The organism is Flavobacterium sp. LS1P28 (assembly GCF_003970335.1).
Lineage (GTDB): Bacteria > Bacteroidota > Bacteroidia > Flavobacteriales > Flavobacteriaceae > Flavobacterium.
Map to the genome: position 1 here is coordinate 59,929 of NZ_RYDI01000014.1, position 18,188 is coordinate 78,116.

Annotated in this window: 19 protein-coding genes; 10 read left to right on the forward strand and 9 right to left on the reverse strand. The window is 35.8% G+C overall.

What is annotated here, in order from left to right:
• Positions 1-236: 236 nt before the first annotated feature.
• Genes EKL97_RS11365 through EKL97_RS11385 form a run of 5 tightly spaced genes read right to left on the reverse strand, consistent with a single transcriptional unit; the run spans position 237 to position 4,903 of the window.
• The gene (locus EKL97_RS11365) at positions 237-971 is read right to left on the reverse strand and encodes a sulfite exporter TauE/SafE family protein (RefSeq protein ID WP_126568907.1); all 735 of its coding nucleotides are present in this window, start codon (positions 969-971) and stop codon (positions 237-239) included.
• A 56-nt stretch (positions 972-1,027) separates the two neighbouring features.
• Entirely contained in the window at positions 1,028-2,206 is a 1,179-nt protein-coding gene (glp, locus tag EKL97_RS11370) for a gephyrin-like molybdotransferase Glp (protein ID WP_126568908.1), read from the reverse strand.
• Complete coding sequence (locus EKL97_RS11375) at positions 2,203-2,790, reverse strand: NTP transferase domain-containing protein (RefSeq protein ID WP_126568909.1); 588 nt, start codon at positions 2,788-2,790, stop codon at positions 2,203-2,205. Before EKL97_RS11375 ends, glp begins: the two co-directional genes overlap by 4 nt.
• Positions 2,790-3,770, reverse strand: coding sequence for a GTP 3',8-cyclase MoaA (moaA, locus tag EKL97_RS11380; RefSeq protein ID WP_126459434.1), 981 nt, complete (start codon positions 3,768-3,770; stop codon positions 2,790-2,792). The genes EKL97_RS11375 and moaA overlap by 1 nt, the downstream gene beginning before the upstream one ends.
• 2 nt (positions 3,771-3,772) lie before the next feature.
• Positions 3,773-4,903, reverse strand: coding sequence for an XdhC family protein (locus EKL97_RS11385; protein WP_126451531.1), 1,131 nt, complete (start codon positions 4,901-4,903; stop codon positions 3,773-3,775).
• Positions 4,904-5,105: 202 nt separating this feature from the next.
• Here EKL97_RS11385 and EKL97_RS15590 point away from each other — a divergent pair, with 202 nt between their 5' ends.
• From EKL97_RS15590 to EKL97_RS11410, 6 genes are all read left to right on the forward strand, one after another.
• Positions 5,106-5,279: a hypothetical protein gene (locus EKL97_RS15590; protein WP_156063247.1), complete on the forward strand. Its 174-nt coding sequence runs from the start codon at positions 5,106-5,108 to the stop codon at positions 5,277-5,279.
• A gap of 203 nt (positions 5,280-5,482) precedes the next feature.
• Complete coding sequence (locus tag EKL97_RS11390) at positions 5,483-7,036, forward strand: PglZ domain-containing protein (RefSeq protein ID WP_126553364.1); 1,554 nt, start codon at positions 5,483-5,485, stop codon at positions 7,034-7,036.
• A gap of 61 nt (positions 7,037-7,097) precedes the next feature.
• Positions 7,098-7,505 (forward strand): tRNA (adenosine(37)-N6)-threonylcarbamoyltransferase complex ATPase subunit type 1 TsaE, encoded by a 408-nt coding sequence (tsaE, locus tag EKL97_RS11395; protein ID WP_126568910.1) that lies wholly within the window; start codon positions 7,098-7,100, stop codon positions 7,503-7,505.
• Positions 7,506-7,513: 8 nt separating this feature from the next.
• Positions 7,514-7,987, forward strand: a complete 474-nt coding sequence (locus tag EKL97_RS11400) for a GNAT family N-acetyltransferase (RefSeq protein ID WP_126568911.1) — start codon at positions 7,514-7,516, stop codon at positions 7,985-7,987.
• Between the two features lie 94 nt (positions 7,988-8,081).
• Complete coding sequence (locus EKL97_RS11405) at positions 8,082-9,281, forward strand: alanine dehydrogenase (protein ID WP_197037185.1); 1,200 nt, start codon at positions 8,082-8,084, stop codon at positions 9,279-9,281.
• Between the two features lie 36 nt (positions 9,282-9,317).
• Positions 9,318-9,692, forward strand: a complete 375-nt coding sequence (locus tag EKL97_RS11410; protein WP_126568912.1) for a DUF4258 domain-containing protein — start codon at positions 9,318-9,320, stop codon at positions 9,690-9,692.
• A gap of 147 nt (positions 9,693-9,839) precedes the next feature.
• Here EKL97_RS11410 and ung read toward each other — a convergent pair whose 3' ends face one another.
• Positions 9,840-10,508 (reverse strand): uracil-DNA glycosylase, encoded by a 669-nt coding sequence (ung, locus tag EKL97_RS11415; RefSeq protein ID WP_126568913.1) that lies wholly within the window; start codon positions 10,506-10,508, stop codon positions 9,840-9,842.
• Positions 10,509-10,621: 113 nt separating this feature from the next.
• Here ung and EKL97_RS11420 point away from each other — a divergent pair, with 113 nt between their 5' ends.
• Together EKL97_RS11420 and EKL97_RS11425 are read left to right on the forward strand one after the other, a co-directional pair.
• Positions 10,622-12,787: an endonuclease MutS2 gene (locus tag EKL97_RS11420; protein ID WP_126563714.1), complete on the forward strand. Its 2,166-nt coding sequence runs from the start codon at positions 10,622-10,624 to the stop codon at positions 12,785-12,787.
• A gap of 87 nt (positions 12,788-12,874) precedes the next feature.
• On the forward strand, positions 12,875-13,291 hold the full coding sequence (locus tag EKL97_RS11425; protein ID WP_126568914.1) for a thiol-disulfide oxidoreductase DCC family protein: 417 nt from the start codon (positions 12,875-12,877) through the stop codon (positions 13,289-13,291).
• A gap of 267 nt (positions 13,292-13,558) precedes the next feature.
• Here the strand turns inward: EKL97_RS11425 and ettA are convergent, their stop codons facing one another.
• From ettA to holA, 3 genes are all read right to left on the reverse strand, one after another.
• A complete protein-coding gene (gene ettA, locus EKL97_RS11430) occupies positions 13,559-15,253 on the reverse strand; it encodes an energy-dependent translational throttle protein EttA (RefSeq protein ID WP_126459410.1) in 1,695 nt (564 codons plus the stop codon).
• Positions 15,254-15,324: 71 nt separating this feature from the next.
• Positions 15,325-15,507, reverse strand: coding sequence for a CAL67264 family membrane protein (locus EKL97_RS11435; protein WP_126459407.1), 183 nt, complete (start codon positions 15,505-15,507; stop codon positions 15,325-15,327).
• A gap of 65 nt (positions 15,508-15,572) precedes the next feature.
• The gene (holA, locus tag EKL97_RS11440; protein WP_126459404.1) at positions 15,573-16,577 is read right to left on the reverse strand and encodes a DNA polymerase III subunit delta; all 1,005 of its coding nucleotides are present in this window, start codon (positions 16,575-16,577) and stop codon (positions 15,573-15,575) included.
• A gap of 93 nt (positions 16,578-16,670) precedes the next feature.
• Between holA and EKL97_RS11445 the strand changes: the two genes are divergently transcribed.
• Both EKL97_RS11445 and EKL97_RS11450 read left to right on the forward strand, forming a co-directional pair.
• Positions 16,671-17,117, forward strand: a complete 447-nt coding sequence (locus EKL97_RS11445) for a type I restriction enzyme HsdR N-terminal domain-containing protein (RefSeq protein ID WP_126459401.1) — start codon at positions 16,671-16,673, stop codon at positions 17,115-17,117.
• A gap of 65 nt (positions 17,118-17,182) precedes the next feature.
• Positions 17,183-18,184: a glycosyltransferase family 2 protein gene (locus EKL97_RS11450; protein WP_126451519.1), complete on the forward strand. Its 1,002-nt coding sequence runs from the start codon at positions 17,183-17,185 to the stop codon at positions 18,182-18,184.
• Positions 18,185-18,188 lie beyond the last annotated feature (4 nt).

The following is an 18,188-nucleotide window of genomic DNA, read 5'->3' on the forward strand; positions in this document are numbered from 1 at the left end:
GGGCGTTTGGGGAAATTACAATAAATCTATCTTTATCCAAAACATCTTAATGCAAAATTCCGCTAAACGTTCTGAATATTTTTTTAATTACGCGTTGTGATTCTGAATTATCAAACATTTATGAGCCATAAATCATCATTAATACTAGTGTCTAAATTTAAGCAAAATTAATTTTAAAAATCCTATATCTATACTTAAACCTATTAAGAATATAATTACTCCTAATTTACATATAACTAAGCTTTTGAAAACACTAATTTATAGGAAGCCAACAGTAAAACTACAGCCAGTACATATTTCAGAATAGTAGCATTAAATTTCTTAGAACCTAAATAAGCACCCAAAAATCCTCCGACCAAAGCTACACCAACAAACAGAGCCATATCTCCCGTGAATGTAATACCTCGTGTGAGCATACCACCTAGCCCCGCTAGAGAATTCACAAATATGAATGCCGCACTTATGGCCGCAGTCTGTTTTTGATTGGTCCATTGCAACAGTAATAAAAGGGGTGAAAGCAAAATACCTCCTCCAATACCAATCATTCCCGACAGCAAGCCCACGATTCCTCCACTAATAATTGCTACGGAAACAGTATGGGGCCTCAATTGACAATCTTCTACATTTTTGAAAAAGAAAAAACGAAGAATAGGAAAAAGCAATAACACTCCCAAAATTCGCTTGTAAACCGTTTCTTCAACGGTAATCATTCCGCCAATAAAGGCCATGGGAATCGACATTGCTGCAATTGGAATAAATATTTTTTTTGAGAAAAACCCACCGCGATAATAGTGTGAAAAAGAAGTTATGGAAACGAAAAGATTGAGCACTAAAGCAGTCGGTTTCATTTCTTCAGGAGCAATACCATAAAGTGCCATTAGCGCTAGATAACCACTGGCACCACCATGGCCAACCGAAGCATATAAGAAAGCAACAAAAAAAAGAATTACGTAAAATACTTCTATAGACATTCTATTTAATGAATTAGGGATAAATAGTAAAAGTACTGTTTTTATAAAAGCAAGTACTATCTGGGCAGGAGATGAACGGTAACTTCTTCTCCGGCTAGGCAACCTTTTGATTCTTCCGGCAAAACAATAAAGCAATTCGCCTGAGCAAAAGAGTGCAAACGGAAAGATTCTTGTGCATGCAAGGGAGTTACTGTTCCATTGCTATACGAGGCCTTTAAAAAATGTGTTAATCCCGAAGCTTTAGGATAATCATGTGTAACCCTAGCGGTAATTTCCGTCAAGCTATTAGTCAAGCCCATACGATTTTCAAGTACTGGTAACACATACTCGTAAAAACAAGTCAGCGAAGACGAAGGATTTCCAGGAAGTCCAAAAATCAATTTGTCTTTTTTTGTTCCAAAAAACAAAGGCTTCCCGGGCTTCTGCTTGATTTTGTGAAATTGTTGCTCGACACCACACCGCTGTGCCACAAGAGGCACAAAATCATAATCGCCCACACTAACGCCACCGTTCAAAAGAACAATATCATGAGTGTCAAGCGCTTTTTGCAAAACGTCCTGTAATACTTCAATCTGATCTTCAGCAGTTTGTACTGTAATATCTCTGACGCCAATTTTATTTAAAACTGCTTTTAACTGAACGGAATTGGCTTCATAAACCTGACCAAAATCTAAAGGCCTACCTGGTTCTTGCAATTCATTTCCGGTAAGGATAATAGCCACTTTTGGAGGTGAATATACCCAAACTTCCGCACAGCCTATTCCGGCTAGAAAGCCTACTGCTGCCGGGGAAAGATAAGTTTCAGCCGCCATGGCAATGACTCCGCTTTCAACCTCTGCTCCTTTTAGTCTTACATTTGCTCCTTTGAAAAGTGTCTGGTCTTCAACTAGTAGTTTTCCGTTTTCAAGGCATATCCGTTCTTGCATTACTACGGTATCAGCTCCCTCCGGCAAAGGAGCGCCGGTAAATATTCTCGTAGCCTCACCTTTATTAAGTACCAGTTGTCTACTCGTACCAGCCGCCATTTCTCCTATAATGGTAAGAAGACTGTCCTTATCTTCATATTTCATAGCATAACCATCCATGGAAGATTGATGAAAATTTGGAATGTCTATCATGGCTCGAATGTCTCTTGCGGTCACTTGTCCATGAGCATATAGGAGTGCGACGAGCTCACTTTTTTTTGTCAAAGCTGCGCCCATAATTAGTTGTTTTGCTTCTTTTACAGAAATCATTTGGGATGGATCAGTTGTTCGTAATCTTCTATAGTGTCGATATCAACAGCCCCTTTTTCAAAGGGAATGCTGGCCACATCTTTTTTGTGTTTTTCAATCATTTTTCGGGCTCCGGCATTACCAGAAAGCTGCATTAGCTCAGTAAAGTATTTTCTGCTGAACAAAACGGGAGTTCCCATCGTATTGGCATAGCTAGAGGCGATAATACCTTTTCCGGTTTTTTTATGCTTTTCAATTAAGCTGCGGAAAACAGCAGCATCAATATGAGGCTGGTCACAAACGGCCAAAATGCAGTGCTCAATGTCTAAATTAACAAGCAGCAACTCCTCCAAGCCTTTGCTTATCGAAGACCCCATGCCTTTTTGCCAATCAGGATTTCGGCAAATTAAAACCGAATTAACTTCTTTTTCAATAGCGGTGTTCTTTGAACCCATTACAACAATCGCTTTAGTGCTTACTTCGAGTATTTGTTCTACAGTATGAAAAAGTAAGGTTTTACCATTAAATTCAAGTAACTGTTTGGGCCGACCCAAGCGCGAGGAACTCCCCGCTGCCAATAGTACTATTCCTGTTTTATTTTCCATCAGCCGCCTATTGTAATCATACTTCTATTTTTAAGTTTACTGGCATCTATATCTTCAAAAACGCCACTAAATTGACCTCCTAAAGCTTTGGCCTTAGCCATAATAGTGTCTTCTATCAAAGGCAAAATTTCTTGACCGGCACGTAAAGCGCCAAGCAAATCGGTTTCCTCTTTAGAGAATAAGCAATTTTTTAATTTTCCATCAGCCGTCAGTCGCATGCGGTTGCAAGTTTCACAAAAAGGAGAACTCATTGTACTAATTACAGCAAAGGAACCCACATGACCCGGAATCATATATTTTTTTGAGGTATCGTTGGGTTCAGGCTGCACCGGAAGGACATCATATTTTGAAGCGACTTTCAACAAAATCTCTTGCAGGGTAAAAACTTGGTTACTCGTCCAGTTATTACCACTGAAAGGCATGAATTCGATAAACCGTACTTCGATTGTATTGTGTTGGGTCAGTGCTATAAAATCCAGAATTTCGTTCTCGTTGAGGCCTTTCATCACAACCACATTTATTTTCACACGAATCCCGTGCTGCAACAGCAATTCGATATTACTTCTGACACGATGATACAAATCTCTTCGGGTAATTTTCAAAAATTTATCGGCTTGCAAAGTATCTAAGCTGATATTTATCGCCTTAATATTTGCCGCTAAAAGCTCGTCTAGCATTTCATTTATCCGCACGCCATTGGTAGTAATAGCGAGTTCAACCCCTAATTTTCCCAAAGATTCTATAATCCGTGGAGCGTCTTTTCGTACCAAAGGTTCGCCTCCGGTCAGGCGAATTTTTTTTACGCCATTGGCCACGAATAATTTGGCGATGGTTTCGATCTCTTCAACCTGCATTAATTTAGAGGCTGGTGCAAAGGCATAATTTTCTTCTGGCATGCAATAAAAACAGCGTAGATTGCAATTATCAGTCAGTGAAATCCTGAGATAGTCGTGAACGCGTCCGAATGTGTCTTTTATCATAATCAAGTATTTTTAATCCCATTCGTAGCAGGGTGTATTTTATTTTTTTTGTGTTTGAGCGAGTTCGCCGTTTTTCCTTCCATCACTGCTTTTATTTCTGCTACAACAGAAAGCGCTATTTCTTCTGATGTTTCCGCACCAATATCAAGGCCTATCGGACCATAGATTCGATCCAGCTGTGCTTTAGTTACCACAATTCCTTCGGCGCTCAAATCATCAAACATGCGGTTCAGTTTTGTCTTTGGACCTAATATTCCGATGTACATACAATCAGTTTCCAAAAGCAATTTTAAAACTTCCAGATCATATTTGTAGTTATGCGTCATCAGGACAAAGAAAGTCCGGGAGTCAATGCTGCTGTTTTCTACTAATTGCAGTGGCTTGGTTACAAGTATTTGCTTGGCTTCTGGAAAACGTTTTGCGGTTGAATGTGTTGCTCTTCCGTCACCTACAAGTACTTCCCAACCTAATAAATTAGCCATTTTTACTAATGGTTGCGCATCATTTCCTGCACCGGCAAGTACTAGCGAAACTGGGAGTGGGATGTATTCGATTAAAGCTTCATGTTCATGATCTTCTAGCTGTATTTTTTTTATAATCGATGATTTGCTATAAAGTACTTCCTTGAAAGCTACATGCAATGCCTTTAAATCAGTTCTTTGACTAATCACCAGATCTTCTCGGTACACTAATACAGTCCCTATTTGTACAGTATTCCGCTCCAAGGAAAACAAGGTCAAAACCACGGCTTCTTTGCGTTCTGCTACCGATTGTTCCAACAAGTAAATCGGATTACATACTGCACATTCATCGATGTATTCAAAAAGAATATGGACAATTCCGTTGCATCCTAATTGCACTCCAAAATCAGAATCGCTTTCATCACTGGTATCGTAGGTAATTAGCTTATTTTGTTTTTGGTGTATGGCCAGCAGTGCTTTTCGCAAGGCATCGCCTTCAAGGCATCCGCCGCTAATAGCACCGGTCAAAATACCGTCTTCTGTTACAAGCATGCGTGCGCCCGGCTGACGGTAAGAAGAGCCTTCTACTTTGACCACTGTTGCCAATGCTGTTTTTTTTCCACTCGCTTTGGCTGCTGAATAGGCTTTTAAAATATCTGTAACTTCTTTCATTAGTCTTTTTTTTAACGGCTTAGATTCTGTTTTTAAAATATTTTCTCTTAAAAACAGAGTAAGCGATACACAACATGAATGGAGTATCGTACAACAGAATATCACATTCAATTGTATAACCATCAGTTTCAATTTTTTAGCAATACGAGCCGAATGTACCGCTCCGATTGACTAATCAATTCCGAAATTTAATCAATTTATTATGGATATCAAACCTATTCACAACGAATCTAGGTTAAAAAAGCCTGTCACGAAGGAGTTTTTAGATAACACGGTAAGTGGTGTGCTGGTTTTAAATGATAAATTTGCCATTAGATTAGGCGAAAACAATACCAAACACATGTATTATATAGCTCAAATTTCATCTAAAATATAGCGTACAGTCAGACCCGGACGGAGTTTACGAACGATTGGGTACACCAAAAAATTAACTTAAAACAGAATTAAAGTGAATTGTAATTTTAAAAATTATAACGTAAATATGTTAAAAAATTATAATAACATTAGCAGATAGCAATTCCAAAAAAATGTAATTTGCCACTTTAATTTAGTTCTTTCGAACACCTGTTACTACAACTTATGGATAAAATAAAAATACTTTGGGTAGATGATGAAATCGACCTTTTGAAACCACATATATTATTTCTGGAAAAGAAAAATTACGAGGTTACGACCTGTAACAACGGACTTGACGCCATTGGAATTTTTGAAGAAAACAATTTTGATATTATTTTTCTGGATGAAAATATGCCTGGAATGAGTGGTTTGGAAACGCTGTCAGAAATGAAGGAGAAAAAATCTTCGGTTCCCATGATTATGATTACGAAAAGCGAGGAAGAATACATTATGGAGGAAGCCATAGGGTCAAAAATTGCCGATTATTTGATCAAACCCGTGAATCCAAATCAGATTTTGTTGAGTTTGAAGAAAAATCTGGATCATTCCCGATTGATTTCTCAAAAAACAACGCTGGATTATCAGAAAGAATTTAGAAAAATCACCATGGAAATGGCGATGGTGAATTCCTATGAAGACTGGGTTGAGTTATACAAAAAATTAATTTTTTGGGAACTGGAATTGGAAAATATCGATGATCAGAGTATGATTGAAATTTTGGAATCCCAGAAAACAGAAGCCAATTCCCAGTTTGGAAAATTCATAGAGCGCAATTATGAGGATTGGTTTGCTCCAAAGGCCGATAAACCGGTTCAATCGCACACCTTATTCAAAGAATTAGTGCTTCCTGAACTCCAGAAAAAAGACAAGCCTATTTTGTTTGTCGTAATTGATAACCTGCGCTATGACCAGTGGAAAACCTTTGAAAGTGTAGTAGGAAATTACTATAAACTAGAAAAAGAAGTGCCTTACTATTCTATTCTTCCTACGGCGACACAATATGCGCGAAACGCTATTTTCTCCGGTTTAACCCCGCTGGAAATGGAAAAACAGTTTCCGAAATACTGGAAAAACGACCCGGAAGAAGGCGGAAAGAACCTTTTTGAAGCCGAATTTTTGACGGCGCAACTAAAAAGATTGGGTTTGAATATCAAGGAAGATTATTTTAAAATAACAAGTCTTGCCAGCGGAAAAAAATTATCAGAGGGATTTAAAGCACTAAAAGATAATGATTTAGTAACTGTTGTATATAACTTTGTAGACATGCTTTCCCATGCCAAAACAGAGATGGATGTCGTAAAAGAACTGGCCTCTGATGATAAAGCGTATCGTTCGCTGACCTTGAGCTGGTTTAAGAATTCTCCACTTTTAGAAATCATTCAACAAGCTCAAAAAATGGGTTTCAAATTGATTTTGACCACGGATCACGGAACGATAAACGTAAAAAACCCATCGAAAGTGGTAGGTGACAAAAACACTAGTTTGAACTTGCGGTATAAAACCGGACGCAGTTTGACATACGAACACAAAGATGTTTATGCTGTGAAAGAACCAAAAAATATTGGTTTGCCTACCATAAATATGAGCAGTTCGTATATTTTTGCAAAAAATGATTTATTTTTGGCCTATGTCAACAACTACAATCATTATGTGAGTTATTACAAAAATACGTATCAGCACGGGGGTATTTCATTAGAAGAAATGATTATTCCATTTTTGGTTTTTAACCCAAAATAAGTAGTCAGTATCCGTTTTTAACGTATAGCATGAACCTTAAACTTTAAACAACTTCACAAGAATGAATATCATTTTTTCTATTGACGAACTCGAGGAAGTGGCGCAAAAAATCATTACAAAGAATCCTAAAAAAGTGATTCTTTTTCATGGGGAAATGGGTGTTGGTAAAACAACTTTGATCAAGCAATTGTGTAAAACGCTTGGCGTAACCGGAGCAACGAGTAGCCCAACTTTTTCTTTAGTTAATGAATACGAATCATTTGACAATCAGTTAGTTTATCATTTTGATTTTTACAGATTAAATACTGAAGTCGAAGCGCTGGATATGGGGATTGATGATTATTTGTATTCTGGTAATTGGTGCTTTATAGAATGGGCTGAGAAGATCCCAAATTTGATTCCGGAAACACATTCCGTTATAACTATTTCACTGCTTCCTGACGGAAAACGTTCTTTAACCTTAAGTTAAAAGTAAATATGAGTGTAGATAATACCGTTGAAATAATACCATTTGCCCCTGCTTTCAAAGAAGCGATAAAAACATTAAATCTGGAATGGTTACAAAAACATTTTTGGGTTGAACCCAAAGATGAAAAAATACTTTCGGATCCGCAAGGTCAGATAATTGACAAAGGCGGAATGATTTTTTATGCAAAATACAAGAATACCATAGTAGGAACAGTTTCCTTAATGAAAATTGATAATGCCACTTTTGAACTAAGTAAAATGGCTGTTACTGTTAGCGCACAAGGACTGGGAGTTGGCAAAAAATTAATGCTGCATTGCCTTGCTGTTGCCGAAACAAAAGGAATGGAGAAACTGATTTTATATTCGAACCGGAAATTACTATCGGCTATTCATTTGTATAAAAAATTTGATTTCGTAGAAGTACTGTTAGAAGATGGCGTTTATGAGCGAGCCGATATAAAAATGGAAAGAATCATTCACTGAGATTTAGTTGTCTTATAAACGAATTTATCAAGATTGAATTCGTATCGTTTATAAAACTTTTTACGTAAATTGTACCCTTAATTTAACAACATCAATGTCAATAACTATAACACCATTCACAAAACAACAGCTTTTACCTCAGGAGGAAAAACTGGAAATTGCAAGACAAAAAAGTGAACTTTTTATTGGTATTCCCAAGGAAACGAGTTATCAGGAACGCCGGATTTGTCTTACACCAGATGCTGTTACTTCAATTACGTATCACGGACATCGCGTAATGATTGAAGCGGGTGCGGGATTGAGTTCGAGTTATACCGACAAAGAATATAGTGATGCAGGTGCCGAAATCACAAATGACACCAAAAAAGTATTCAGTTGTCCTATGATTTTGAAGGTGGAACCTGCCACACTTACCGAAATTGAAATGATGAATCCGCAAACCATTCTGTTGTCAGCCATCCAATTAAAAACGCGTAAAAAAAACTATTTTGAGGCTTTAACCAAAAAGAAAATTACCGCATTGGCTTTTGAATACATCAAAGACGAAGACGGAACCTATCCTGCAGTAAAATCCCTGAGCGAGATAGCAGGAACTGCTTCTATCCTAATTGCTGCCGAATTGATGATTACTAATGAATTTGGAAAAGGACTATTATTCGGTAACATTACCGGAGTCCCTCCTACTGATGTGGTCATTCTAGGTGCAGGAACGGTGGGGGAATTTGCTGCCAAAACCGCTATAGGATTAGGAGCCAATGTCAAAGTTTTTGATAATTCTATCACCAAACTACGTCGTTTGCAGAATAATCTGAACCAACGAATCTTTACTTCTACCATACAACCAAAAGCTTTGCTAAAAGCATTGAGAAGGTGTGATGTAGCCATTGGTGCCATGCGAGGGAAAGATCGTTGTCCCGTGATAGTGACAGAAACCATGGTAGAACACATGAAAATTGGCGCCGTAATCGTAGATGTAAGCATTGATACCGGAGGATGTTTTGAAACTTCAGAAGTGACATCCCATGAAAAACCAACGTTTATCAAAAACAATGTATTGCATTATTGCGTACCCAATATTCCGTCCCGCTATTCTAAAACCGCTTCGCTTTCCATAAGTAATATAATATCGCCTTACCTAATGAAAATTGCTGAGGATGGTGGTATTGAGAGTGCTATACGTTGTGATAAAGGGTTAAAAAATGGCGTCTATATGTACCACGGAATCCTCACAAACAATGCTATTAGTGACTGGTTTGACTTACCCAATAACGACATTAATTTAATTGTTTTTTAAGAAAACTTTCTGCTACCTTTGCCAAAAATATAATTCATGAAGTTTATACATCGTTTTGCCTATTATCTTGTAGGTTTAGTTATAGGACTGTTTTTTGTAGCGTTAGTTTTCAGCGGCAAAGACACCCGCTGCAATTATTTTCCAAACGCAAGAGTACTAAATGATTTAAGAAACAAACCCTTTTATTATTCCGATAAAGCTTCTCTTATTTTAGCTGAAAAATGGATTGATACTGCCGATATAAAAAATACATTGCAATTTGGAGATGTTGATTTTGACCAAAGTAATATTGATCTTAAGAAAGGAAAACTCTACTTTATAGAAGGTAAAACAATCAAAAACCAAGAAGTTACTTTGAAAGTAATTAATTATGCTGACAGAGCCGTTCTGGAAGATATAATAAAAAAATAATTACTCTTTTATACAAACAAAAACAAATTCTAAAACCAGTACCATTAAAATCTTTTAAACCATTAAAAAATTTAGAAAATTAAGTTTTAAATCCTTAATTTCTTAATGGTTCAGAAAAATATAATTTAAGAATAGTTTAAAAGACTACTACCATTCTATTGGCTCTAAACCATTTCTTTTCAAATAAGAATTTGTTTTACTAAAATGTTTATTCCCGAACCATTTTCCCTGATTTGCACTCATAGGCGAAGGATGTCCGGATTCAAAAACCAAATGTTTATTTCGGTCGATTTTAAGTCCTTTTTTATGGGCGAAATTTCCCCAAAGTAAGAAAACAACATGCTCTTTTTCTTCCGAAATTTTTTGGATAACTGCATCCGTAAAAACATTCCATTTCAAGTGTTTATGGCTATTTGGGCTGTCTTCTCTCACGGTCAGCGAGGCATTCAACAATAAAACACCTTGCTTTGCCCAAGCTTCTAAATTACCGGCAGCAGGCATAAAAACAGTCCCTAAATCATCACTCATTTCGCGAAAAATATTGCGTAACGACGGCGGAATTCGGATGCCGTCATTCACAGAGAAACACAAACCATTCGCTTCGCCTTTACCATGATACGGATCTTGACCAATGATAACAATCTTTACATCTTTGAAACTGCAATAATTAAACGCTGCAAAAATCAATTCTTTGGGAGGATAACAAGTATGATTTTTATATTCCTCATCAACAGTTCCCATTAATTCCTGAAAATAGGGTTTCTTGATTTCGTCTGATAAAATGGTTTTCCAAGAGGGATTGAGGTTAATTTGCATGTAATTTATTTTGCCGTAAAGTTCGCAAAGTTTTTCGCAAAGTACGCTAAAAAAATTAATGCATTTCACTTTGAATCTTTGTAACTTTGAACCTTTACAACTTAGATTATAAAATGATATCCATCACCGAAAAAACATTACAAGATTTACAATTTCCAACTGTTCTCGAAACCATTTCGACCATTTGTAATACTGACATTGGAAAACAAAAAGCATTAGAAATCACTCCATTTAAAGACAAGGAAACGTTGGTACAGGCATTAATGCAAACATCGGAATATGTTTCGTCTTTCCAAAATAACAATGCCATTCCAAATCATGGTTTTGATGCCATCACGTATGAGATAAAATTTCTGGCCATTGAAGACAGTTTCTTGGAAGTGGGCAGTTTTAGAAAAATCGCTACCATTTCATCAACGGTAAATTTCCTATTGAGTTTTTTGAGAAAATTCGAAGATTATTATCCAAATTTAAACGCAAGAGCAAACCAAGTTGAACTGACTAAAGAAATTATCACGATGGTCGATGAAGTAGTTGACAAATATGGTGAAATAAAAGACAATGCATCCCCGGATTTATTGAATATCCGTAGGAACATGAATGCGGTTCGCGGGAAAGTGAATCAAAGTTTTGGCACAGCACTGACACAATATAACTCATTAGGATATTTAGACGATATAAAAGAAAGTTTTGTACAAAACAGACGTGTTTTGGCCGTTTTAGCCATGTACCGTCGCAAAGTAAAAGGATCCATTCTGGGCAGTTCCAAGACTGGAAGTATTGCTTATATTGAACCGGAAGCTACCTTACAATATTCTCGTGAATTGAGTAATTTAGAATATGAAGAAAAAGAAGAAATCACCCGAATTTTAAAACAGTTATCTAATTATATTCGTCCTTTTTTACAGTTATTGATTGAATATCAGGATTTCTTGAGTGATATTGATGTAATTGCCGCAAAGGCAAAATATGCTAATAAAATCAACGGAATTTTGCCAACAATTACTGAGGAACGTCGTGTTTATTTTAGAGATGCGTACCATCCTATTTTATATTTGAATAATAAACAGAAAAACGAAATTACACACCCGCAAACTATTGAACTCAGTCAGGAAAGTAGAATTATTGTAATTTCCGGACCCAACGCAGGAGGAAAAACTATCTCCTTGAAAACCGTTGGATTATTGCAACTGATGCTACAATCCGGTATGTTAATTCCCGTTCATGAACGCAGTGAAACATTTTTATTTGATAGAATTTTAACAGATATCGGAGACAATCAATCTATTGAAAATCACTTAAGTACATACAGTTACCGATTAAAGAACATGAACTATTTCCTGAAGAAGTGTAATAGAAAAACTATGTTTCTTATTGATGAATTTGGTACGGGTTCAGATCCTGAATTGGGAGGTGCTTTAGCCGAAATTTTCTTAGAAGAGTTCTACCATCGGGAAGCTTTTGGGATTATTACCACTCATTATTCAAATCTAAAAATTCTGGCTAACGAATTGCCTTTTGCTACCAATGCCAACATGCTTTTTGATGAAAAATCATTAGAGCCTATGTATAAATTGGCATTAGGTCAAGCCGGAAGTTCATTTACCTTTGAAGTCGCTCTGAAAAACGGAATTCCTTTCAGCTTAATCAATCGGGCCAAAAAGAAAATTGAAGTTGGAAAAGTACGCTTTGATAAAACGATTGCCACACTTCAAAAAGAGCGTTCAAAGATGGAAAAAACATCGCAAACCCTCAAAGAAGAAGAAACAAAAGCGCGTGAAGAAGGCAAGAAAATGGAGACTATCAATGTAAAAATCAAACAAAAACTAGAAAGCTATCAGGAATTATACGACAGCAATCAGAAAACGATTTACATTGGACAAAAAATTGAAGACATTTCAGAGAAATATTTCAATAATAAAAATAAGAAAGAATTGCTTGGTGAATTTCTTAAAATTATTGAAATAGAAAATTCAAAACGCAAAAAAGTAACTGTTAAAGAAACTAAAGCACTGATAGAAAAGAAAAAAGAAGTCATTCAAGAAGTTACGGTTCAAGTGGAGGAAATAAGAAAAGAAAAGAAAGAAAAGAAATTAAAAATCGTGGTTGAAAAACCAAAACCAACCTTAAAAGTAGGCGATCGAGTGCGAATGCTTGATGGAAAAGCAGTAGGAACCATCGATTCTATTGAAAAAAACAAAGTAACAGTGAACTACGGCGTATTTACTTCAAAAGTCAGTTTGGAAGCGCTGGAGTTTGTTGAAGCGGGGAAGAAGTAACCAGTATTCAGTTTGCAGTCTCATCACGTATTTCATCATTTTGATGAAGCAGAAATTTCAATCTAGTTGAATTATAAAATTTAAATTATGCTCAATATTCCTAAAGACAAAAAAATAATTCTCTTTGACGGCGTTTGTAATCTGTGTGATTCGGCGGTGCAAGTGATTATTAAGCATGATACTAAAGATATTTTCCGATTTGTCGCCTTACAATCTGATTTGGGTCAAAAAATCATCAAACATTTGGGAGTTAATACACAAAAAACAGATAGTATTATTCTGTATCAGCCTGGTTTTGCTTATTATTATAAATCAGAAGCTGCTTTAGCAATAGCTAAAAACCTAGGCGGACTATTTTATTTCGTCACTATATTTTCGATATTCCCCACATCGTTCAATAATTACATTTATGATTATATCGCTGTAAATCGATACAAATGGTTTGGAAAAAAGGAAAGTTGTATGATTCCCACAAAAGAGTTAGAGGCTAAGTTTTTAGACTAAAAGACCAATTATAATAATTATCATGCCTTTTATTTTATGAGAAGCCTGAATTTGAACCAACTTAAAATAAATGGATCAAGAAAGACACTACACTTTTTTCTTGGGATAACGGAACTTTTATAATGGTTGTCAAATTTGGTTTAGTCAACGTAGAAATTTTTTAGCAGTTTTCATTATGATGAGTTCCGACAGAACAAAAATTACAGAATAAAAAAAGAGGATGTCTATTAGTCATCCTCTTGCTGTTATTAACAAATTTCAGAAAGACTAACTTCTAATTAACTTTCTGTATTTCAATCGTTTTGGTGTTAAATCACCACCCAAACGTTTCTTTTTATTTTCTTCATATTCAGAGAAGCCACCTTCAAAACAATATACTTCAGAGTTTCCTTCAAAAGCTAGAATGTGTGTACAAATCCTATCTAAGAACCATCTGTCGTGAGAAATAACAACCGCACAACCGGCAAAACTCTCCAAACCTTCTTCTAATGCACGAAGTGTATTGATGTCCAAATCATTCGTAGGCTCATCCAGCAAAAGTACGTTTCCTTCTTCTTTCAAAGTCATTGCTAGATGCAAACGGTTACGTTCTCCACCGGAAAGCATAGAAACTTTCTTATTTTGTTCTCCACCACCAAAATTAAATCGTGACAAATATGCTCTTGAATTTACTTGTTTTCCGCCCATCATTATCAATTCCTGACCGTCAGCAAAGTTTTCCCAAATCGATTTATTAGGATCTATATTGGAGTGCGCTTGATCTACGTAAGCAATTTTTACGGTATCCCCAATTAAAAATTCCCCTGCATCTGGCTTCTCTTCGCCCATTATCATTTTGAAGATAGTTGATTTACCAGCCCCATTGGGTCCGATAATCCCAACAATTCCTGCTTGTGGCAACGTAAAATTTAAATTATCATACAATAATTTATCTCCATAAGCTTTAGCAACATTTTTGGCTTCAATTACATTCGTCCCTAAACGTGGTCCATTTGGAATATAAATTTCCAGATTTTCATCTAATTGTTTTTGGTCTTCATTCAGTAATTTATCGTAGTTCTGCAAACGCGCTTTTTGTTTTGTTTGACGCCCTTTGGCACCTTGACGAACCCAATCCAACTCACGTTCTAAGTTTTTTCTGCGTTTTGAAGCTACTTTTTCTTCTAATGCCATACGGCTTGATTTTTGGTCTAACCAAGAAGAATAGTTCCCTTTCCAAGGAATTCCTTCCCCTCTGTCCAATTCCAGAATCCAACCGGCCACATTATCCAAGAAGTATCTATCGTGCGTTACTGCAATTACAGTTCCGGCATATTGTGCTAAATGTTGTTCTAACCAAAGTACACTTTCGGCATCCAAGTGATTCGTAGGCTCATCCAAAAGCAATACATCAGGTTGTTGCAACAACAAGCGACATAAAGCGACACGACGACGCTCACCACCAGATAAATTCTTAATTGGCGTATCGCCTTCCGGAGTACGCAAAGCATCCATGGCAATTTCCAGTTTAGTATCGATTTCCCACGCTCCCAATGCATCAATTTTGTCTTGTAAAAGTGCTTGACGATCCATCAATTGCTCCATTTTATCGGCATTTTCATAGACTTCCGGCAAACCAAAACTATCATTGATTTTATTGAATTCTTCTAAAACTGCCATTGTTTCAGCAACTCCTTCTCTTACAATTTCAATAACCGTTTTAGTATCATCTAAAATAGGTTCTTGTTCTAAATACCCTACCGTATAACCCGGTGCAAACACTACATCTCCTTGGTAGTTTTTATCAACACCGGCAATAATTTTTAATAAAGAAGATTTTCCGGAACCATTTAAACCCAAAATACCAATCTTAGCTCCATAAAAGAAACTCAAATAGATGTTTTTAAGTACTGGTTTATCTGCTCCTTGATAGGTTTTACTCAATTTTGACATTGAGAATATCACTTTTTTATCGTCTGCCATCTCTATTTTTTTAATTTAAAATTATATTATCTATTTGCTCTTAAGTCTCATATCTACATTAAGAATAACTACTAAAGTCTGCCTTTAAGTGAACTAAACACCCAAGCATTAGCCAAAAAGCCAACACCTACAGCTGCAAATCCCCAGCCTGCTACGTCATCATATTTAAAAGCGCCTAATGCGATAAGCAATAAACCCATTACAATCATTATCAAAGTAGCCCAACCTAAAATAGTATTTTTATTCATTCCCATAATTGTGGTATTTATTTTTAATAACCCGAAGTTTCGGGAGTGCAAATATCGGAAATTTTTGTCCTTTAATTAAATATTTTATAAAGCATTTCTCGTAACAAATCAGAATGCGACATTGCATTGGCGCCAACACCCTTGCTTTTGACATCAATATCTCTTAAAGCACCAACAATCTGACTCACTTTTTTCATGGGATAGTTTTTCAAAGCCACATCATATTCTTTCAAAAAAAACGGATTCACGCTTAATACGGCAGCTACATTTTTAGGATTTCTGTCTTTCAAACCATGGTATTTTAGTAATTGGATAAAAAATCCAAAAACCAAACTGGTAGTCACCACCATTGGATTATCTTTTGGATTCTGGGCAAAGTTTTCAGCAATCGTATACGCCTTTAATTGGTTGCGTTCGCCAATTGCTTTTCGCAATTCAAATACATTAAAATCTTTGCTAAACCCTATATTTTCCTCAATATGTTTAGGAGTTATGGTACTTCCCGCTGGTAAAATAATTTGTAATTTTTCGAGTTCATTGTTTATTTTACTTAGATCCGTTCCTAGAAATTCCACTAGCATGGCACTGGCTTTAGGCTCTATAGCATACTTTTTACCTGCTAAAACACGTTTAATCCAGTCCCCAACTTGGTTTTCATACAGTTTTTTACTTTCATAAACCACTCCATTTTTAGTCAATAACTTGGTTAGTTTTTTACGTTTGTCTAGCGTTTTGTATTTGTAACAAAAAACTAAAACGGTTGTTGCCATTGGATTCTCAGCGTAGCTCTCCAGTTTGTCTATCGTGCGAATCAAATCCTGTGCTTCTTTGACAATTACCACCTGTCGTTCCGCCATCATTGGATAGCGTTTTGCGGTCGAGATAATATCTTCTATCGTAACATCCCTTCCGTATAAAACGGTCTGATTGAATCCTTTTTCTTCTTCTGTTAATATTTTATCCTCAATATAAGTCGCTAATTTATCAATATAATATGGCTCTTCTCCCATCAAAAAATAGAGGGGCCTGATGGTTCCGTTTTTTATATCATTTACAATTTTTAATACTTCATCCATTTTCTTTTTTGTTTGAAGTTTAAAGTTTAAAGTTTGTTGAATCGTATGAAACTTTACACCTTAAATTTTAAACAAAATAACTATTTTTGCTTCATGCAGCAATTAAATTTTTCTTCCTATACTTTTCGGTTCAAAAATAGCGAAAATAAAGTTTCTATTTTTGATGCAATCAGGAAAAAATTCATCATTCTTACTCCCGAAGAATGGGTTCGCCAGCATGTAGTTCAATTTTTATTGGAAGAAAAAAAATACCCAAAATCATTGATTAATGTTGAAAAAGTACTTAAAGTCAATGGCTTGCGCAAAAGATACGATGTTGTGGTTTTTAATCCGGATGGTTCTATTTTTATTTTAATCGAATGCAAAGCGCCTGAAGTAAAAATTACCCAAGCGACTTTCGACCAAATTGCAAGATATAATATGACACTAAAGTCTGAATTTTTAATGGTGACTAATGGATTGAATCATTACTTTTGCCAAATGGATTTTGAAAACGAGAGATATGCTTTTCTAGAGAATCTACCAAATTATAATAGTTAGAATATTAAACTTCTTAGATTGTAATGGTCTAAAATGTCGAAAAATCTGAAAATCTAAAAATCTGAATGAAAGTAGCTGTTGTCATCCTGAATTGGAATGGAATTTTATTATTAGAAAAATTTTTGCCGTCTGTGGTTAAATATTCACCGGAAGCTACCATTTATGTGGCTGACAATGCCTCTACAGATGATTCGATTTCTTATATAAAAGCTTTTTTTCCTTTGGTTAAAATTGTTAAAAACGAAAGCAATCTGGGTTTTGCCAGTGGCTACAATGAAGCCTTAAAACACATAGATGCTACACTATTTGCCTTGGTGAATTCTGACATTGAAGTGACTGAAAATTGGTTGCAACCGATACTTAAAACTTTTAGAAAAGAACCTGAAACTGCCATTATTCAGCCTAAAATATTAGATTTCAAACGCAAAGAATATTTTGAATACGCTGGTGCTGCCGGTGGATTCATTGATAAATTTGGATATCCGTATTGTCGAGGACGAATTTTTGACACCGTAGAAAAAGACTGTGGTCAGTATGATGACAACCGAGAAATATTTTGGGCTTCCGGAGCTTGTTTTTTTATCCGAAGTTCTGTTTATAAGGAATTAAATGGCTTTGACGGCGATTTTTTTGCACATCAAGAAGAGATTGATTTATGTTGGCGTGCTTTCAACAAAGGGTATAAAATAAAATACAATTATGAGTCCGTTGTTTACCATGTTGGCGGGGCTACTTTGCAACAAGGGAATTCCAAAAAAACTTTTTTGAACTTTAGAAATTCATTGTTAATGCTAACCAAAAATATCCCAAAAAATCAATTATTTTGGATACTTTTAATCCGAATGGTGTTAGACGGAATTGCAGGTTTACAATTTATTTTCAAAGGAAAGTTCAAACATTTTTTCGCAATACTAAAAGCCCACGGGTCCTTTTACAGCCTATTTTCATCACAATGCAAAAAAAGAGCAAAATTTCAAAAACAAAAATACTATACTACAAAAAGTATCGTTTACATTTATTTTATCAGGAATATCGTTGTTTTTAACGATTTATTTGGAATAAAATAAATAT